This is a genomic window from Bradyrhizobium sp. AUGA SZCCT0176 (assembly GCF_018130145.1).
Classification (GTDB): domain Bacteria; phylum Pseudomonadota; class Alphaproteobacteria; order Rhizobiales; family Xanthobacteraceae; genus Bradyrhizobium.
Window position 1 is genome coordinate 150,140 of sequence record NZ_JAFCMB010000007.1, and the last position, 17,615, is coordinate 167,754.

19 protein-coding genes and 1 tRNA gene are annotated in these 17,615 nt (G+C 63.1%); 11 read left to right on the forward strand and 9 right to left on the reverse strand.

All coding sequences use genetic code 11. The annotated features are described in order from the left end of the window. Positions 1-87: 87 nt before the first annotated feature. The 5 genes from JQ600_RS18835 (at position 88) to JQ600_RS18855 (ending at position 4,875) form a co-directional block, all read left to right on the forward strand. Positions 88-681 carry an isochorismatase family protein gene (locus JQ600_RS18835; protein ID WP_212386578.1) on the forward strand — a complete coding sequence of 198 codons (594 nt, stop codon included), beginning with the start codon at positions 88-90 and terminating at the stop codon, positions 679-681. Positions 682-753: 72 nt separating this feature from the next. Beyond that, positions 754-1,218, forward strand: a complete 465-nt coding sequence (locus JQ600_RS18840) for a cupin domain-containing protein (RefSeq protein WP_212386577.1) — start codon at positions 754-756, stop codon at positions 1,216-1,218. 133 nt (positions 1,219-1,351) lie between these two features. After that, positions 1,352-2,086, forward strand: coding sequence for a pirin family protein (locus JQ600_RS18845; RefSeq protein WP_212386576.1), 735 nt, complete (start codon positions 1,352-1,354; stop codon positions 2,084-2,086). 12 nt (positions 2,087-2,098) lie between these two features. Continuing rightward, on the forward strand, positions 2,099-3,271 hold the full coding sequence (locus tag JQ600_RS18850) for an HlyD family secretion protein (RefSeq protein WP_212386575.1): 1,173 nt from the start codon (positions 2,099-2,101) through the stop codon (positions 3,269-3,271). After that, positions 3,268-4,875 carry an MFS transporter gene (locus tag JQ600_RS18855; RefSeq protein WP_212386574.1) on the forward strand — a complete coding sequence of 536 codons (1,608 nt, stop codon included), beginning with the start codon at positions 3,268-3,270 and terminating at the stop codon, positions 4,873-4,875. The genes JQ600_RS18850 and JQ600_RS18855 overlap by 4 nt, the downstream gene beginning before the upstream one ends. A gap of 38 nt (positions 4,876-4,913) precedes the next feature. Here the strand turns inward: JQ600_RS18855 and JQ600_RS18860 are convergent. The 6 genes from JQ600_RS18860 to JQ600_RS18885 form a co-directional block, all read right to left on the reverse strand. Continuing rightward, positions 4,914-4,990 (reverse strand) — tRNA-Arg (locus JQ600_RS18860). 218 nt (positions 4,991-5,208) lie between these two features. Further along, positions 5,209-6,777 (reverse strand): heme peroxidase family protein, encoded by a 1,569-nt coding sequence (locus JQ600_RS18865; protein WP_212386532.1) that lies wholly within the window; start codon positions 6,775-6,777, stop codon positions 5,209-5,211. A 187-nt stretch (positions 6,778-6,964) separates the two neighbouring features. Beyond that, positions 6,965-7,234: a hypothetical protein gene (locus JQ600_RS18870; RefSeq protein ID WP_212386531.1), complete on the reverse strand. Its 270-nt coding sequence runs from the start codon at positions 7,232-7,234 to the stop codon at positions 6,965-6,967. Between the two features lie 212 nt (positions 7,235-7,446). Beyond that, complete coding sequence (locus JQ600_RS18875) at positions 7,447-8,415, reverse strand: tripartite tricarboxylate transporter substrate-binding protein (protein ID WP_212490027.1); 969 nt, start codon at positions 8,413-8,415, stop codon at positions 7,447-7,449. 46 nt (positions 8,416-8,461) lie between these two features. After that, positions 8,462-8,833 (reverse strand): cupin domain-containing protein, encoded by a 372-nt coding sequence (locus JQ600_RS18880; RefSeq protein WP_212037010.1) that lies wholly within the window; start codon positions 8,831-8,833, stop codon positions 8,462-8,464. Positions 8,834-8,879: 46 nt separating this feature from the next. Continuing rightward, complete coding sequence (locus tag JQ600_RS18885; RefSeq protein ID WP_212386529.1) at positions 8,880-9,518, reverse strand: RraA family protein; 639 nt, start codon at positions 9,516-9,518, stop codon at positions 8,880-8,882. A gap of 528 nt (positions 9,519-10,046) precedes the next feature. Here JQ600_RS18885 and JQ600_RS18890 point away from each other — a divergent pair. Beyond that, complete coding sequence (locus JQ600_RS18890; protein ID WP_409363271.1) at positions 10,047-10,643, forward strand: hypothetical protein; 597 nt, start codon at positions 10,047-10,049, stop codon at positions 10,641-10,643. A gap of 219 nt (positions 10,644-10,862) precedes the next feature. Here JQ600_RS18890 and JQ600_RS18895 read toward each other — a convergent pair whose 3' ends face one another. Both JQ600_RS18895 and JQ600_RS18900 read right to left on the reverse strand, forming a co-directional pair. Further along, positions 10,863-11,075 (reverse strand): hypothetical protein, encoded by a 213-nt coding sequence (locus JQ600_RS18895; RefSeq protein WP_249135967.1) that lies wholly within the window; start codon positions 11,073-11,075, stop codon positions 10,863-10,865. A 73-nt stretch (positions 11,076-11,148) separates the two neighbouring features. Further along, on the reverse strand, positions 11,149-12,150 hold the full coding sequence (locus tag JQ600_RS18900) for a 2-dehydropantoate 2-reductase (RefSeq protein ID WP_212386527.1): 1,002 nt from the start codon (positions 12,148-12,150) through the stop codon (positions 11,149-11,151). A 151-nt stretch (positions 12,151-12,301) separates the two neighbouring features. On the opposite strand from JQ600_RS18900, the gene JQ600_RS18905 reads away from it, so the two are divergent. Beyond that, positions 12,302-12,904, forward strand: coding sequence for a YidB family protein (locus tag JQ600_RS18905; RefSeq protein ID WP_212265697.1), 603 nt, complete (start codon positions 12,302-12,304; stop codon positions 12,902-12,904). Between the two features lie 58 nt (positions 12,905-12,962). Continuing rightward, complete coding sequence (locus tag JQ600_RS18910) at positions 12,963-13,241, forward strand: GlsB/YeaQ/YmgE family stress response membrane protein (RefSeq protein ID WP_192736510.1); 279 nt, start codon at positions 12,963-12,965, stop codon at positions 13,239-13,241. A gap of 50 nt (positions 13,242-13,291) precedes the next feature. On the opposite strand, the gene JQ600_RS18915 is transcribed toward JQ600_RS18910, so the two are convergent. Then, positions 13,292-14,074 (reverse strand): SDR family NAD(P)-dependent oxidoreductase, encoded by a 783-nt coding sequence (locus JQ600_RS18915; RefSeq protein ID WP_212265696.1) that lies wholly within the window; start codon positions 14,072-14,074, stop codon positions 13,292-13,294. Between the two features lie 277 nt (positions 14,075-14,351). Here JQ600_RS18915 and JQ600_RS18920 point away from each other — a divergent pair, with 277 nt between their 5' ends. The 3 genes from JQ600_RS18920 to JQ600_RS18930 are packed head-to-tail and all read left to right on the forward strand — an operon-like array spanning position 14,352 to position 17,448. Further along, positions 14,352-15,416 carry an acyl-CoA dehydrogenase family protein gene (locus JQ600_RS18920; protein ID WP_212386526.1) on the forward strand — a complete coding sequence of 355 codons (1,065 nt, stop codon included), beginning with the start codon at positions 14,352-14,354 and terminating at the stop codon, positions 15,414-15,416. Between the two features lie 35 nt (positions 15,417-15,451). After that, positions 15,452-16,612: an acyl-CoA dehydrogenase family protein gene (locus JQ600_RS18925; protein ID WP_192736508.1), complete on the forward strand. Its 1,161-nt coding sequence runs from the start codon at positions 15,452-15,454 to the stop codon at positions 16,610-16,612. 17 nt (positions 16,613-16,629) lie between these two features. Then, on the forward strand, positions 16,630-17,448 hold the full coding sequence (locus JQ600_RS18930) for an enoyl-CoA hydratase/isomerase family protein (protein ID WP_212386525.1): 819 nt from the start codon (positions 16,630-16,632) through the stop codon (positions 17,446-17,448). Positions 17,449-17,615 lie beyond the last annotated feature (167 nt).

The window sequence follows — 17,615 nt, forward strand, 5'->3', positions numbered from 1 at the left end:
AGCAAACATCAAGTCTCCTCAGCAATTCGTTCCAAATGTAGCCTCCATGCGAGCAATTAGGCTCGCAACGGGCACCGGAGACTGGTTATGACCACGACATTCACCCCGAAGAACTCGGCGCTTCTGCTGATCGACCACCAGGTCGGCACCATGCAGCTCATCAAGAATATCGACGTCGCGCGGGCCAAGCGCATGTCGCTCGTGCTGGCCAAAGCCGCCAAAATCCTTGGCATCCCGACCGTGCTGACCTCCAGCCAGGAGGATCGTTTACAGGGGCCGCTGCTGCCGGAACTGAAGGACATTCTGCCGGACGCCTTCGAGAAGCGCGTCAAGCGCGAAGGCGTCGTCAACGCCTGGACCGACGCCAACTTCAAGGCGGCTGTGGAAGCAACGGGGCGGAAGAACCTGATCATGGCCGGCGTGACCACCGACGTCTGCCTCGTCTTCCCCGCCATCGATGCGGTGACCGAAGGCTACAACGTGCAGGCCGTGATGGACGCTTCGGGATCGCCGTTCGAATTGTCCGAGGACATGTCGCGCCGCCGCATGCAAGACGCCGGCGTCGTCCTGACCGCCACCAACACCATGCTCGCGGAACTGGCCCAGAACTGGGGCACGCCCCACGGTCAACAGCTGATCCAGTTGCTGTTCACCGAGGTGCTTCCGCCGATCCAGTCGTAACCGGTGACGAGACGTGTTTGTCAAAGAACGCGCGTCTCGATCCCACCACAGATCAAGAAGGCTGAACGGAACATGACCCAAAAACAGACGCCGATCGTCCATGCGCCCGCAGCAGGTGAGGCCAACAGCGCTTTCGGATTCAAGCGCTATTTTCGCATCACACCCGAAGATACCGGCGGCGCGTTCTGCGTGTTCGAGGAGGAAATCGAAGAAGGGGCAGGCCCTCCTTTGCACATCCACCATGTCGAGCACGAGATGTTCACGGTGCTGTCCGGGTCGGTGAAGTTTCACTGCGACGGGACGGAAGCCGTGGCTGAGGCGGGAACGACCGCGTTGATCCCGCCCGGCGCGTGCCACGCCTTCAAGGGCATCGGCCCCGGCACTTCCCGCGTGCTCGTCATGCTGTCCCCGGGAAAAGGCGAAGGCTTCTTCCGCGAGGTCGAGAAAGAAGGGCTGTCATCGAAGGACGGAATGGACCGGGTGAACGAGATCGCTGCGAAATACAGCGTCGAATTCGTCGGCCCGCCCCTCGACTGACCACCACCGGCGCCCGGCCATCCAGTCGTAACCACCGTTGAGGTCGCACGAAATCAGGACGGCTCATTCGACATGATCCCGGCTCAAACAACGCCGGGACTCCTGTCCACGAGTCTCAGCATGGAGTTGCCGAATGTTGAAAATTCTACGCGCAGAGCGCAGCCGCGGCTTCGAGCACGGATCGTTCAAGATCCGGCGCGTGCGGCCTGGCCTTGTCCTCGGATCGAACGCCGATCCGGCCTTCGGGCCGCTCGCGGTCCTCGATCACGCCAATCTTGGCGTCGACACCGTGGTGCGCTTCCACGAGCACGTCAACGACGAGATCCTGAGCTACATGAGGCGCGGCACCATGGTGCATGAGGACTCGTCGGGCAACCGCGTGGCGCTATCGCCGGACAGGCTGATGATGATGAACGCGGGCCGGAGCTTCTGGCATGAGGAATCCGCGCCTTCAGACCCCATCGAAATGCTTCAGATCTTCATCCGCCCCCGCGAGGCGGATCTGCCCGGCGAAGTTCAGTTCCACGACCGCGACGACACTCTTGCCGACGGCAGCTGGCATCTCATCGCCGCGCCGGAGGCAAGCGACGCGCCGCTCAAGGTCCGCCAGCAGGTCACGGTCTATGACGCGCACCTGCCGGCCGGCCGCGAGATCGAGATCCCCCGGGCCGATGGCATGGATCAGCTGCTGTATGTCTTCGACGGAGAGATCAATGCCGGCACCGCACATCTTTTGAAGGGAGATGCACTCGCCGACGACGAGACCCCGCTTCCGGCCATCAAGGCCATTCGTCCCTCCACCCTGGTTGCCTTTCTCGTGGATCGCCATGCGCCCGCCACGCGAGCCGGCACCATCAGCGGCGGATGATCGGCGCAAAAAATGTCTACGCCCCTGCCCCAGCTTCCCGCACAGTCCGCCGAGGTGCAGCCGCCGCCCTCCGAGCACACGTCGCATCCGAAAGCGGAACAGACAAAGGCGCCCACCTCGTGGGGCGCGCTCGGACGATTTGGCATCCCGCTGTTCGCGCTTGCGATGGTTCTGGGCTTTGTCACCATCGCGATCACGCGATGGGACCGGTGGACCGGCCAGGCCGCGGTTCAGGAAACCGACAACGCATACGTTCGAACGGAGATGACGCGCCTCGCGAGCAGGGTCGCAGGCATGGTGCGCACGGTCGCGGTCAGAGACTTCCAGCGTGTCAAGGCGGGCGACCTGCTGGCGGAAATCGATCCCGCTGATTATGCCGTCCAGGTCGCACAGGCCGAGGCCGCCGTTGCCGCAGCCAGAACGGCGCATGACAACCTCAATAACCAGATCGCGCTGCAGCGCGCCACGATTTCCCAGGCCGAATCGCAACAGGCATCTGCGGTGGCGCACGAAATTCAGGCACGCCAGGAACGCGAGCGGCAAGAGAAGCTCGCACAGTCAGGCTTCAGCACGCAGCAAAAAATCGAAACGGTCATAGCCGAGCACGTCAAGGCCCAGAATGACCTGCGGGCGAGCGAAGCTGCCGTGGACGCGCAGCGACGACAGCTCGACGTGCTGACCGGCACAAAGGCGCAACGCGCGTCTGACCTGCAGGCCGCCGAGGCCGCTCTCGCGGCAGCGCAGCTGCGCCTCGGCTATACAAGGATCACCGCGCCATTCGATGGCGTCGTCGGCGAACGCCAGGTGCAGCAGGGCGACTATGTGAACGTCGGCAGCCTGCTGATCGCGGTTACGGCGCTCCCCAAACTCCATGTGATCGCCAATTACAAGGAAACCCAATTGACGCGGGTGACCGAGGGACAGGCCGTCGACATCGCCGTCGATACGTTCCCCGGCGAGTTGCTGCGCGGGTATGTCGAGCGCCTCTCTCCCGCGAGCGGCTCGCAGTTCGCGCTGCTGCCTCCCGACAATGCGACGGGCAATTTCACCAAAGTGGTCCAGCGGATTCCCGTGCGGATCGGCTTTGCACCGGACCAGAAGCTGCTTGAACGCCTGCGCTCGGGCATGTCGGTCACGACGCGTATCCATACCGAAGCGCCCCGAAATCAGCGGGCACAGCCGTGAGCGATTCCGCGGAGACAGCCGATACCGGCCCCGCCGACAAGCCTGCTTCGCAGTACCGCCCACTCTTCGCGGTGGCCGCCGTCCTGTTGGGCCCGTTCATCGTCAGCTTTCACAGCCGCTTCTTCGCGATCGGGCTCGCCGACATCAAAGGCGCGCTGAGCCTGAGCTTCGACGAGGGCGCCTGGCTCAGCACGGCCGGAACCGCGTCACAGATCATGATCGCGCCGGCCGTCGCCTGGCTCGCATCCACGGTCGGCATCCGACGGCTGTTCGTTGCCCCGACGCTGCTCTACACCATCGTCTCGCTCGCCATCCCCTTCGTGCGCTCGTACGATCTGCTGCTTGCGCTGCACATCGTTCACGGGCTGTGTCTCGGCGTCTTCGTGCCGGCCACCATGATGGTGATACTGCGCAGCCTGCCACCCCGATGGTGGCTGCCAGCCATGGCGCTCTATGCGTTTCGCCTGGCATTCACGGCAAATGCCGGGATCTCGCTGGTTGACGTGTATGTTCAGGCCCTCGGCTGGCAATGGGTCTATTGGGGCGACGCGCTGCTCGCTCCCCTGATGGCCCTGTGCGCCTGTCTGGGCGCCCGTTCCGAGCCGATCAATTACGATCTGCTGCGCCGGGCGGACTGGGGCGGCATGCTGCTGTTCGGCGCAGGACTTACTTTGCTGTTCGCAGGACTCGATCAGGGAAATCGGCTCGGCTGGCTCTCCTCCGGCACGGTCCTCGCCCTTCTGTGCGGCGGCGCGGCGCTGATCGCGGCATTCCTGGTGAACGAGGCCGTCGTGCCGGAGCCTTGGGCCCAAGCGAGCGTGATCTTTTCGCGCAACATCGGACTGATGCTGCTCGCTGCTCTTTGCTTCATCGTGACCAGCCTGTCCAACGTCGCGCTGATACCCAACTTCCTCACGACCGTTCGGCAGTTGAGGCCCGAACAAATCGGCCCGCTGCTGCTGAATTACGTCGCACTGCCGCTCGTGCTGCTGGTTCCGATTGCCGTCGTCCTGCTGCGACGGATCGACGCCCGGTTCGTGCTGGTCCTCGGTCTCTCGGCATTTGCAGCCGCAGGCTTGCTCGGCACAAAGCTGACCAGCGACTGGGATCCCGCCGCCTTCGTGCCCGTCGCACTTTTTCAGTCTGCCGGTTACGGCCTGACGTTCCTTGCGATCATGGTGTACGCCTTCGCCAATGCCGATCCGGCTCGCGCGACGGCGTTCTCGGCCTATATCCAGGTCTTGCGCCTCGGCGGCGCGGAAATCGGCGTTGCGCTGATCACGACCTGGCTGCGTGTCCGCGAACAGACGTACTCAAACCTGCTCGGTCAACACGTCGTCGCCGGTGACGCCGGTGTAACGCAGACCCTCTCTCGGATCACCGCGCCGTTCCTCAGCCATGGATCGGATATCGCAACAGCTCGGGGGCTCAGCACCCTGGCTGCTTTGGTCCGGCGCGAAGCCAATGTTCTCGCCTACATCGACGGGTTCTGGCTGACGTTCTGGGCTGCGCTTCTGGGGCTCATGCTGGTCGCATTGATGACGTCACCGCCGGAAGGCCCGTTCACACCGAAAACGCGGCATGCACCGGAGCGCGTACGGTGAGATATGCCCGTCTTTATCTGGATTGTTGGATTCTGAACTGGCGATCCCGGCATGACTCGAACATGCGACCTACGGTTTAGGAAACCGTCGCTCTATCCGGCTGAGCTACGGGACCGCGAACCCACCGAATAGGCAGGCTTCGCGATTCCATACCAGAGCGGAAGCCTGATCGCCAGCCTGCGATTGCGCCGTGATCTGGAACGCGCAACCGCAGGATTTCTGGTGATTCTGCCACCTGGAGCCCCGTTCCGAGGGAGTCGAAACGGGGCTCCAGATTCTTGTTTTGACGCGTTTTCTTGACGCGAACCGGACGCCACTTCGCTGGAAAACGCTCTACACCGTCGAAATCCCGTCGATCGGGCTGACATCGCCGACGAACCGCAGCAAGTCGGCCATGGTGAAATCACCCGGTGTCTTGGAGGGCAGCGTCGGTTTCCAGTTCTTGCCCTTGAGCCAGAGATACGACTGGCGGTCGCCATGCACGAGGCCGACGAAGACTTCCGAAATAATCGTGGCGCCCACCGGGCCGAGTTTTTCGCCGCCGCCGCGTTGCTCGGCCTCTTTGAGGATGTAGTACCAGAGCGGGGTGTGCTCGTGCAGGCCATGCTTCTTCGCCACCGCGCCGTCGGTGCCCTTGGCGATCTCGGCCGAAGTCAGCGGGTTTTTGATCCGCATCGCCTTGGCGACATCCTGTCCCGACGGCAATCCGAGCAGCACGCCGCGCTTCAAATTGCGGAACGGCAGGCTGCGGGTGGCGACGGGGCCGCCGCCCGGGAGCGTATGCAATTGCGGCACCACGAACGGATCGAGCTTGCGCGAGGGATTGAGCCTGACGTCAGCCGGATTGGTGGCCAGCACTTCAAAGTAACGCCGCCAGTCGATGATCCAGTTGCTGGAAAGCAATGGAATCGGCAGCGGAGGCACGACAGGATTCGGCGCGAGATCGCCGACAATGCCGCCGGACAAACCGGTGAACTTGAACAGCAGGTCGAGCGAGGCCGGGATTAGTCCGCCGGGACCGGGCGTGAAGATGCGATTGTGGCTATAGACCTCGCGCACCATGCTGTGGCCGAGCCGGTACGCGGCCCCGGAAAACTCGACGGGCATGTAGGGCGTCTTCTTGAAGCGATAGAAGCGGCGGCCCTGTTCGAGGATTTTCGCAACGATCCCCTTTTCGGTGATGCGCTCGACGAAATCGTGCAGCACCATCCACTGATAGTGCCAGGTCACGATCTGGCGGGCCTGCACGAATATCTCGTCGGCGGGCGTGCCCGCCGCAGCCAGCTGATCGCACACCTTGTTGTGGAATTTCAGCATCGCCAGATGCGTCTGCGCGACCACGAGGTTTTCGTCGTTGCGATGATCGCCGATCAGCGCGAAGCCTTCGGGACTGCGCGGCAGATCGTTGCGAGGGGTGATGGTTACATTGCCGGCCGGCACGCTGATGGTCTTGCCTATCAACAGTTTCGGACCAGGACCCTTGCCATCGGGATCGCCAGGATTGCGCGCGTAAAGATGCCGGCTGCCATCCGGACCGAGGCCATAGACGTTGTCCAGATCGAGCGCGGGCGTACGGAAATTCTCGACCGCGTTGGGATCGGCTTCCTTTTCACCGAACGACGTCAGATCCAGCGTGATGTCGTGGTCGACGAACTGCCCGAGATAGGTGAAGCCGGCCGGCACCTTGGTGTTGTTCCCGGCGGGATCGCCGGGGTTCGGGTCTTTCATCGCGTCGGCGAGTTCCTGCAGCGGCGTGTCATCGACCGCCAGCGGATCGAGGTTCGGAAACATCCGACCGAACATGCCGGGATCGTCGTGCCCGGAAAGCGTATCGAGAAATTGTCGGGTCGGATGACGGCCAGCTTTGCCATGGCCGGGCTGGACATTCACTTCTGTTGCCATCGCTTTCTCCAATCAGGAAATACTATGAGGAGAGGGGCGCCAGTTGAGTCGTCTTAGTTCCTTAAAATGCAATTCGAAATTTTCGGATTGCCCCTCCGGGTGAGTGACAACAGCTATAAACCTATAGATTGCGTCAGATTGTTGCGTGGTTCACACTTCGCCGCGAAGTTGACTGCGTCAATAGCGCTCAGGCGAGATCGAACTCCTTGCGGATTTCGGCGTCGGTGTAGAAGCAGATGCCGCCGTCGAGATCGTGGACCAGCCACTCTCCCAGATAGACGATCTGCGCGCCGCTCCGCCGCTCATGCCGAAGCTCGAGCTGTCCGTCGTCGCTGCGGTGAAGCGAGCAGCTCGATTGTACCCAGCTCGGCCATTCGTAAAGCGGCTGCCCGGTGAACTGCCAGGCGATCAGGGCCGTATTGCTGGGACGGGGCTTCAACGTGAGTGTGCTGTTCACAACGATCTCCGAAACGGTGACTTTTCGTAGTCTGACAACGCGCGGAAGCCATAAAGGTTGGGCGCGGTTCCCGGAAGTTCGCCACGAGTCGGCCGCTTTTCCTATGCGTCTTTGGGATAGGTCCGGAATCATACGGGCTACCGCCGCGGCAAGGCGCCCGGCAGATTTGGCGAGGCTGCCGCCGGATCGGTCAGGGGGGATGAGAGCCGATCCTACGCCTTGATGTTGTTCTCGCGCACGACTTTGCCCCAGGCGCTGACCTGTTTGGCGAAGAACGTGCCGAAATCCTTGGCGTCGGCCAGCAGCAGCGACATCTGCTGCGTTTCGCGCAGCTGCGCCGCGACCGCCGGCTCGCTCAGAATTTCGCGGACCGGCTTTGCGAGGCCATCGATGACATCAGGCGGCGTACCCTTGGGCGCAAAAATGCCCCACCAGGCCAGCGTCTCGGAATCGGGGTAGCCGGCTTCGATTCCCGTCTGCGTGTCTGGCAGCGAGGCCATCCGCTCGCGCCCCAGCTGCAGGATGGGGCGAAGCGTATTGGTCCCCAGCTGCGCCATGATCAGCGCCGCCGATCCCGCGATCAGGTCGACGTGTCCGCCGAGCACGTCGTTCATGGCCGGTCCGCCGCCGCGATAGGGCACATGCGTGATTTCCACGCCGGCCTGCTTCGCCAGCATCGTCATCGCGAGATGGCCGAGCGTGCCGATGCCGACGGATGCGTATTTGATCGAGCCGGGCTCCTTTTTCGACGCTGCAACGATATCGGCAAAGGTCTTGAACGGCCGGCTGGCGTTCGCCGCGATCACATAGGGCGCTGTGCCGACGAGGAACACCGGCATCAGATCCTGCTCGACGTCGACCTGCGGCTTTTCGAGAATGGCCGGGATCACCGCGTGAGAATCGAAGGTCACGAGAAACGACGAACCGTCAGGCGGGCTCTTGGCCACCTGCGCCGCGCCGAGCGAACCGGCGGCGCCCGACTTGTTCTCCACCAGCACGATACGGCCGAGCTTGGTCTGCAAGTGAGACTGCAGCAGCCGCGCCAGCGCGTCGGTGGAGCCTCCCGGCGGAAATGGCACCACCAGCGTCATGTTCTTCGCCGCTTGCGCCAAGGCCAGCGACGGCGCGAAGGTGAATGCGGCCGACGCCGCCAGCATGGTACGTCGCGTGATCCTCTTCATTTCTCTCCCCCTGATTGTTCCTGCGGTTGTTTTTTGTTTCGCAGAGCTATTGATTGCCGAAACCCGATCCCGGCTTTTTGTATTCCGGCCGCGGCGGACTGAAGATATCGAGCACGCGGGCGCCCTCCGGCCCGGCGCGCATGGTGTGCGGCACGTTTCCCGGCGTGCGCCAGAAATCGCCCTTCTTCACCGTGATTTCCTCATCGCCCTGCACCCGCACGGCCGAACCTTCGAGCAGCACGCCCCATTGCTCCTCGGGGTGATGATGCAGGGTGCCTTGCGAATGCGGCGCCAGCGTCACCACCGACAGCATGGCCTGCTCGCCGGCGAAGATGCGCGTGGTGAGACCCGGCGCGAGATCGCGAAACAGGCCGTCATCCGGGTTGTCCAGATTGTGAAACTCGTCCCTCTGACTCATCGTCGCTTCCTCAACGTCAGTTGTCCCAATGTCCGTTGCGTCTCGATCATGATTTGCCGTAGGAGCCCTGATAGCGGCCTTCGAGGATCGCCACCAACGTTTCCTCTTCTCGCTTGGTCTGGGCGCGCACCGCCTCGAGCAACGAGGGTGCGATCGCGGCCGGAAAGGACACCACGCCGTCCTCGTCCCCCACCACGATATCGCCCGGCGATATCACCGAGCCGCCGATCGAGACCGGCACGTTGATTTCGCCGGGGCCGCTCTTGTAGGGGCCGCGGTGAATGACCGAGCGGGCAAAGCATGGAAAGTCGGACGCGGCAAACGCGGCGACGTCGCGGATCGCGCCGTCGATCACATAGCCGGCAGCGCCACGATACTCGGCAATGGTCTTCATGATCTCGCCGACCAGCGCCCTGCTCTCGTCGCCGCCGCCATCGACCACGATCACGTCGCCGGGTCCAACCAGCTCAAGCGCCTTGTGAATGGCCAGATTGTCGCCCGGCCGGGTGCGGACGGTAAAGGCAACGCCCACCAGCCTGCCGCTGCGATGGAACGGCCGCAGCCCCACGGCGCCCGGCAGCCGGGCAAGGTTGTCGCTGATGATCGATGTCGACGCGCTCCTGAATGCCTCGATCAACTCAGACGCCGGCTTTGGCACGCTATCCATGGCAATGGTGACGCTCATGCAGTTGGTTTCCCTGATGCTTCTTCTTGTTCGCGGACATCTTTGATAGCGCCAAACCCGGGCAATCAAATACCTTTTTGCACAGATTGATATGCCAAAATTCTATTCCATTGGGCTGTATTGGAATCGGGATCGCGTGAGCTCGCCGGGAAATCGGCGGCCGGTCGAACGGATTTTCATCAGATGTGAGCTCGCGCCCCTTCGTTGTGCACGCTGTTCGGCGAAACCGCACCGGACCCGCACAGGGAATAAATGGCAAAGTCCTGCCACAATGCGTCAACAGGCTGACTGCGGCGGAAGCCGCCTCCGACCGGCTTCCGCCCAATTGGGTCCAAACCCCTTTCGCGTTGAATTTCCAGAATAAATTCCAATGAACCGCCGGTGGGTTCCATCATTCACAGGCAAGAAATCAGCGCTGGAAAATCGCCGGGTTCCGGGGGTGACAAGGCCTCTCAAAATGGCGACAATCGGTTTAATCCATGACCGCAAATCAACTTTGGAACTCACGTTGAGGAAACTTCGTCCGTGATTGCGTTACCATCATCGCTGCTCGCTATCGCAGCCGTCGCCGGCCTCGTCGTGCTGAGCCCGGTGCATGCGCATGCGCAGTGGTGGCGCGGCACGCCGGTCGACTTCGAATCTTGCGCTGACGCCGCCGAGAAGGCGAAGACCAAGGAAGACAAGACGTCAGCGCTTGCCGAATGCAACGCGAAGTTCGCCGGCCGCCGCAAGCCTGGCGGCGGCTACACCTATTACGACTTCATGCAGGACCGAACCTTCGACATCGCGGGGCCCAACCCGACGCCGGAAGAGCAGAAGAAGATCGACCAGCAATATACCGCCTATCTGGAAAGCCAGCGCCGCAGCAGCATCGCGGCGGCCTTCACGGCCAAACAACAGCAGCAGCAACCGGAACCGCAACGCGACGTGCAGCAGGTGGCGCTGCGAACCGAGGTCGAAAAAATCCCGGTGCCGGTGGCAAGCCCGGTCAAGCAGGCCGCGCGCATCAAGGCTTCCAACTGCGCAAAAAATTCCTTCTCCTGCGAATGGCCGCGACTGTCGCAAAGCATCGACGATTTGAAGAAGCTGTTCAACCCGCCGCCGGCCAAGCCGAAGCGGGGCTGATTTCTTCCGTCGTCCCGGCATAGTTTCTTTCGTCGTCCCGGCGAAGGCCGGGACCCATACGCCGCGGCCCATCGGCAAGGGCTCTGGCGTTAGATGCCTTATAAAACAATCATGGCCGCGGCGTATGGGTCCCCCGATGCGCAATTGCGCATCTGAGATCGCGCTGCGCTTGTCCGGGACGACAACATCAATCCGCAATCACGATCGCATCAGCATCAATCAATTCGCTGGCGCGCGCTTGCTGCGGCGCGGCGGCTTCATCACTGGCGCGACCGGTCTATGGGCCCGCGCCGCGGCCGCCCGCTGCTCCTGCAGCCGCGCCTCATAGCCCGGCGACGGCGTCGCAACGGGCGGCACGGCATACGCGGGAAGCACGGATAGCCAGCCAAGAAAGGCGGCGATCGCCAGAGGGGCTGTTCGTGTCGGTTTCATGCCGCTTCTCCCAGTGAACGCTCCCAGGCAAAACTCGCGCAGCACCGGCGCCATTTCAAGGCAACCGACAACTTCAGCTGCGGACCTGATCCGGTGTCAGCCCCGGCGAACCCTGGCCGGCGGCCTCGGCTTTGCGGATCAGTTCGACGACCCGGCGCGACAGCGGCACGTCCAGCCCGCGCCGCTCGGCGATCTCGGTGATGACGCCCTGAAAATAATCGATCTCGGTGCGGCGGCCGCGTTGCAGATCTTCCCACATCGAGGAGCGCGCTTCGGGATCGATCTTCATCGTCCGTCCCAGCACAGCTTCGAACATCATATCCGGCAAACGCAGTAAATGCGGCATCCAGCCCGGCGGCAGCGGCGTCGGCGAAACCGGCTTGATGCCCTCTGCGCGCATCGCCGCCAATCCTTCCGTCACCTGGTCGGCAAACAACCGCCGCCAGGGCCGTTGCGCAAGTTGGCGGCGCAGCGGCAAATCGGCCAGCGCATTGAGCGCGTTGTTGAGATTGAGCAGCAGCTTGCCCCATTGCACGCCATCGATATTGCCGGTCGGGCGCATGTTCAGTCCGGGCACCGAAAGCTTTTCGGCGGTACCGGCGGCGTCCTGTTCGATCACGATGTCGCCCGACGTCGCGCGATGAAACCGCCCCTCGCCTGCCGTGATCACATTGAACGGCACCATGCCGCCGAGCACGCGCCGGCCGGGCAAGCGATTGCGCAGCACCGCAACATTGCCGACGCCGTTCTGCAGGCTGACGACAATGACATCTGATGGAGCGTGCCGTGCGATGATATCCGCCATGTCAGCGGTATCGGCGCTTTTGACTGACACCAGCACCACGCCGGCATCCCCAAGGATTGCGGGATTATCCGACAGCGTGAGCTTCCTGGCATCAAGCGTTTGATCGAAGCCTTCAAAGCTCGTCGGCCGCAGGCCTTTGGCCTCGATCTCGGCGATCACGCGCGGGCGTGCCAGCAAGGCGACACGGCGGCCGCCGGCCGCCAGCATGCCGCCGACGAAGCAGCCGATGCTGCCCGCGCCCGCCACGCCAATCGTTCGGCCTGCGTTCATCTTCAATTGCCTCTATTTTGCCGGCCGTTCGATAGCAGAACCGGCGCCCGGTGCCTATCGAAGGCGCAAACGCTTATCCGGGCGCGCCTTGTAACCGTCATGGGCCACCGTTATGTTTCGCCCGGGGGCTGACACGCTGCAGGAGACTACCATGGGTTTACTCGACATACTCAACGGCATGCAGAACGGCCCGCGCGGCCCCGGCAACCCGAACGCGCAATCGGACAGCAAGGAGGGCATGTCGCCGATGACCATGGCGATCCTGGCTCTGCTGGCCTGGAAAGCCATGAAACATTTCGGCGGCAGTCAGCCCGGTGCAGCGCCCTCGGCGCCTTCTGCCCCGCCGAAACTGCCCGGTAACGTGACTGCGGGCCTGCCCGGCGGCTTAGGTGGTGCTTTGGGCGGAGGCGGCCTCAGCGATCTGATGAAGGGCGGCCTCGGCGGCTTGCTCGCCGGCGGCGCCGCCGGCAGCATCCTCAGTGGCGGTCTCGGCGACCTGCTCAAGCAGTTTCAGGAGAAGGGCCAGGGCGACGCGGCGAGTTCATGGGTCAGCAACGGCCCCAACAAGGAGATCGCACCGGGCGATCTCGCCAGTGCGCTCGGCGCCGACCAGATCGAATCGCTGTCCTCGCAGACCGGTATGTCGCGCGATGATCTGCTGCAGGGTCTCAGCCAGTATCTGCCCGACGTGATCAATCACCTGACGCCGGACGGAAGGCTGCCGGACGAGAACGAAATCTCAGGCCGGCTTTGATGCCGCGGCGCGCTCGCGCCGCATTCTCCCTCATAGAACATTGCAAAGGACCATCGCCATGGGTGGCATTATCTGGGTCATCGTCGTCGGCTTTGTCGCCGGAATTATCGCGCGCCTGCTTTCGCCCGGCCCCAACAATCCGAGCGGCTTCATCCTGACCACGGTGCTCGGCATCGCCGGCGCGTTTCTCGCAACCTTCATCGGCCAGGCGATGGGCTATTACAGTGCCAGTCAGGGCGCCGGCTTCGTCACCGCCACCATCGGCGCGCTGATCGTGCTGTTCATCTGGAACCGGCTGGTGGCCAGCCGCGTGATTTCGGATCCGGGTAATCGGTAACTATCCCGTCGTCCCGGCGAACGCCGGGACGACGAATAATTGCACGAGCCTCACAAAACCAAATGCATCCCCGCATCCATGCGCACGAACTCGCCGGTCATCTGTCCCGACGCCGGCGAGGCGAGGAAGCAGACGAGCTGCGCGATATCGTCAGCCGTTGAGGCCGTCTTCAGCGGCACCTTCGCAATCACCGAATCCCGCACCGCCTTGGCGCCAGCCTCGCCACGACCCTTGGTGAACCAGGGCGTGTCGATGTAGCCCGGGCATACCGTATTGACGCGGATCAACGGCGCCAATGCGCGCCCCAGCGATTGCGTCATGGTGTTGAGCGCGCCCTTGCTCGCGGCATAGGCGACCGACGAGCCGCCGCCGGAAATGCCGGCCACCGACGACACGTTGACCACGGCGGACGCCCGCCCGGAGGCCTTGGCGCCCGCTTCAAGCTGCGCACGCGCGGCGCGGATCATCTGGAACGGGCCGATGGTGTTGACGGCATAGATACGCTGGAAATCTTCCGCCGTCAGATCATCCATCTTGTCGTGCGGCACATGCTTGGTGGTGCCGGCATTATTGACGAGGACGTCAAGCCGTCCCCAGGATGCGGCAGCCGCGGCGATCTTCTTGCAATCCTCGTCGCGCGAGACGTCGCCCTGCACCACGATGACTTCGGCGCCCGCCGTGCGGCAGAGGTCAGCGGTCGCTTCGGCCTCGGCCTTGCTGTTGGAATAATTGACGACGATACGCGCACCGCCCTTGGCCAGAATGGCCGCGGTCGCAGCCCCAAGGCCGGATGCCGAACCCGTTATGATCGCGCACAAACCATCCTTCGACATCCGCATTTCCTCTTTTTGTTTTGAAACTTTGTTCGAACCTATTTCCGCGTCTACCATATCGCGCGGCAAAGCCCCTGCAAATCGGGGAAATCCGTTGCGCGGAATTTATTCTTCGCCTGTCGCTCCGCATGCCGCCGCCGCAGGCAGCCCTGCGGGCAGCGCTTGTCAGGGCTATGGCTTTTCCGCATCATAAAGCGCAAGAAAAGACCGCACCTAAGCTTGGCGGAACAGCCGGGCCCAGTGCCAATAAGCTGTGCCAATCAAGATGAGGAACGCTGTGGCGGAGAGTGAGAACATCGTTGCCGAGACCGCGGAGAAGATCTTCGCCGATCTCGCCGACGCCCAAACCATCAATCGCGACAAGGACGGCGCGTGGAAGGCCCCGCTTTGGCAGGCGCTGAGCGAGTCCGGCCTGCCGCTGTCCTGGGTGCCGGAGGATTGCGGCGGTTCGGGCGCGAGTCTTGCCGAAGGCTTTTCCGTTCTCAGCGCCGCCGGACGTTTTGCGGTCGCGGTACCGCTGGCCGAAACCATGCTGGCGGGATGGCTGCTGGCGCAGGCGAAAATCTCCTCGCCCGACGGCGAAATGACGGTCGCGCCCGCAAGCCCGAAAGACCGCATCACGCTCAACGCCGATGGCAGCCTGTCGGGTAAGGCCCGCGGCGTGCCGTTTGCGAAGGCCGCCAAGCACATCGCGGTCGTCGCCGGCGATGCCAAGGGTCTCTCGATCGCGCTCGTTGAAGCCGCCAAGTGCCGGATCGATGCCGGCCTCGGCCTCGGCGGTGACCACAGCGACACCGTGACCTTCGACAAGGCGCAGCCGATCACGACCCGGCCGGCGCCGAAAGGTTTTGAGCAAACCCATCTGATGCTGATGGGCGGCGTCGCCCGCTCCCTGCAGATCGCGGGCGCGCTGGAATCGATGCTGGAAATTTCCGTGCGCTATTCCAACGAGCGCGTCGCCTTCGAGAAGAAGATTTCGAAATTCCAGGCGGTGCAGCACAATTTGGCGCGGCTCGCGGGCGAGTCGGCAGCGGCGCTTGCCGCAGCGACCTCGGCCGCAGATGCCATCGCCAACGCCACTTCATTCAACGACGAAGTGTTCCTCGAAGCGGTATCGGCGAAAATCCGTTGCTCGGAAGCGGCCGAAAAGGGCGGCGGCATCGCCCATCAGGTGCATGGCGCGATCGGCTTCACTATCGAACACATCCTGCATCGCTACTCGCTGCGGGCGCTGGGATGGCGCGACGATTTCGGCTCCGAAAGCTACTGGGCGGTCGAGCTCGGCAAGCTCGTTGCCGTCAGAGGCGCCGATGAATTGTGGCCGCTGGTGGCCTCGCGCTGATTTTTCATAACCGCTTGCCTGCATAGAGACGCACCATGACCGCAGCCCTCCGTTTCGATCCGATCCGCCTGCCGCCCGAATGCGAACAGCTTCGCAAGGAAGTGCGCGCCTTCCTCGCCGAAGAAATCGCCGCCGGCACCTTCGATCCGCACCAGCCCAACCGCGAAGACACCGACGCACCGGAATTCTCCCGCCGGGTCGGCGCCAAGGGCTGGCTCGGCATGACCTGGCCGAAGAAGTATGGCGGCCATGAGCGCTCGTTCCTCGAGCGTTATGTGGTCACCGAAGAGATGCGCGTCGCCAACGCGCCGACGCGGCGCTTCTTCGTCGCCGATCGCCAGAGCGGCCCGGTGCTGCTGAAATACGCGCCCGAGAACATCAAGATGGATATCCTGCCGCGCATCTGCCGCGGCGAGGTCTGCTTTGCGATCGGCATGAGCGAGCCGAACTCCGGCTCCGATTTGTTCGCGGCCAAGACCCGCGCCACCAAGACCGACGGCGGCTACCTGATCAACGGCACCAAGATCTGGACCTCGTCGGCCCATATCGCCGACTACATGATCGCGATCTTCCGGACGTCACCGCCCACGAAAGAGAACCGCCGCCACGGCCTGACCCAGTTTCTCGTCAAGATGAAGCAGCCGGGCATCGAGGTGAACCCGATCCAGCAGATCACCGGCCAGTACGAGTTCAACGAAGTTGTTTTCACCGACTTCTTCGTTCCCGAAGATCACGTGCTCGGCGAAGTCGACGGCGCCTGGAAGCAGGCGACCTCGGAGCTCGCCTATGAACGCTCGGGCCCCGAACGTTTTCTCGAGACCTATTACGTGCTGACCGAACTGGTCCGCGCCGTCGGCAAGAACCCGGACACCCGGAGCGCCGAGGGCATCGGCCGCCTGGTCGCGCAGTTGCACACGATGCGGCGCATGTCGGTGTCGGTGGCGGGCATGCTGCAGGCCGGCAAGGAGCCGGTGGTGGAAGCTTCCATCGTCAAGGATATCGGCACGGTGTGGGAGCAGGCGCTGCCGCACCGGGTGCGCGACCTTGCGGCGTTCGTCGAGGAAACCGCAACCAACCGCGAGACGCTGGAAAACCAGCTTTCATTTGCGATCAAGACCGCACCAAAACTGACGATCCAGGGCGGCACCACCGAAGTGCTGCGCGGCATCATCGCCCGTGGGCTGGGTTTGCGTTAATTCAACGAGGAAACAAAATGACAAAATACACTGATATCGGCGTCGAGAAGCACGGCCATGTCGGCCTGATCGAAATCCAGCGGCCGCCGCTGAACTTCTTCGACATTTCGCTGATCAACCAGATCGCGGATGCGCTCGAGGAATTCGACCAGGATATCGAAATCCGCGCGTCGGTTCTCGCGGCCCAGGGCAAGGCGTTCTGCGCCGGCGCCAATTTCAGCGATCCAAAGCGGCAGGAGCAGGAAGCCGCCGAGGCGGCAGCAGCCAAAAAGGGCGATCCCGCCGACAGCCTCGGTTCGATCAACAGTCTTTATCTGCACGCGGTGCGCATCTTCCGCGCCAAGAAGCCGATCGTGGCAGCCGTGCAGGGCGCGGCCATCGGCGGCGGCCTCGGTCTTGCGGTATCGGCTGATTTCCGCGTCACCTGCCCGGAGGCGCGCTTTGCCGCCAACTTCACCAAACTCGGTTTTCATCCGGGCTTCGGGCTGACCACGACGCTTCCCGAACTGGTCGGCAAGAACAACGCCGAACTGATCTTCTACACCAGCCGCCGCGTTACCGGCGAGGAGGCCACCAAAATGGGCCTCGCCAACCTCTGCGTGCCGCAGGATCAGGTGCGCGCCGAAGCCATGAAGCTCGCAGCTGAAATCGCCGAATGCTCACCGCTCGGCCTGCTCTCGACCCGTGCCACCATGCGCGCCGGTCTCGCCGACCGCGTGCTGGCCGCGACCAATCACGAACTCGCCGAACAGTCCCGCCTGCGTGCCACCGAGGACTTCAAGGAAGGCGTCAAGGCCACGGCTGAGCGAAGGGTCGCGAACTTCAAGGGGCGGTGAGGTCTTGTAGGCGCGCGCTGCTCTCTCAACACGTCGTCCCGGCCTTGAGCTCAGATGCGCAATTGCGCATCGGGGGACCCATACGCCGTGTCCTCTCGGTGTGGGCACCGGCGTTAGATGTCTTTCCAAGACAATCAAGGCCGCGGAGTATGGGTCCCGGCGTTCGC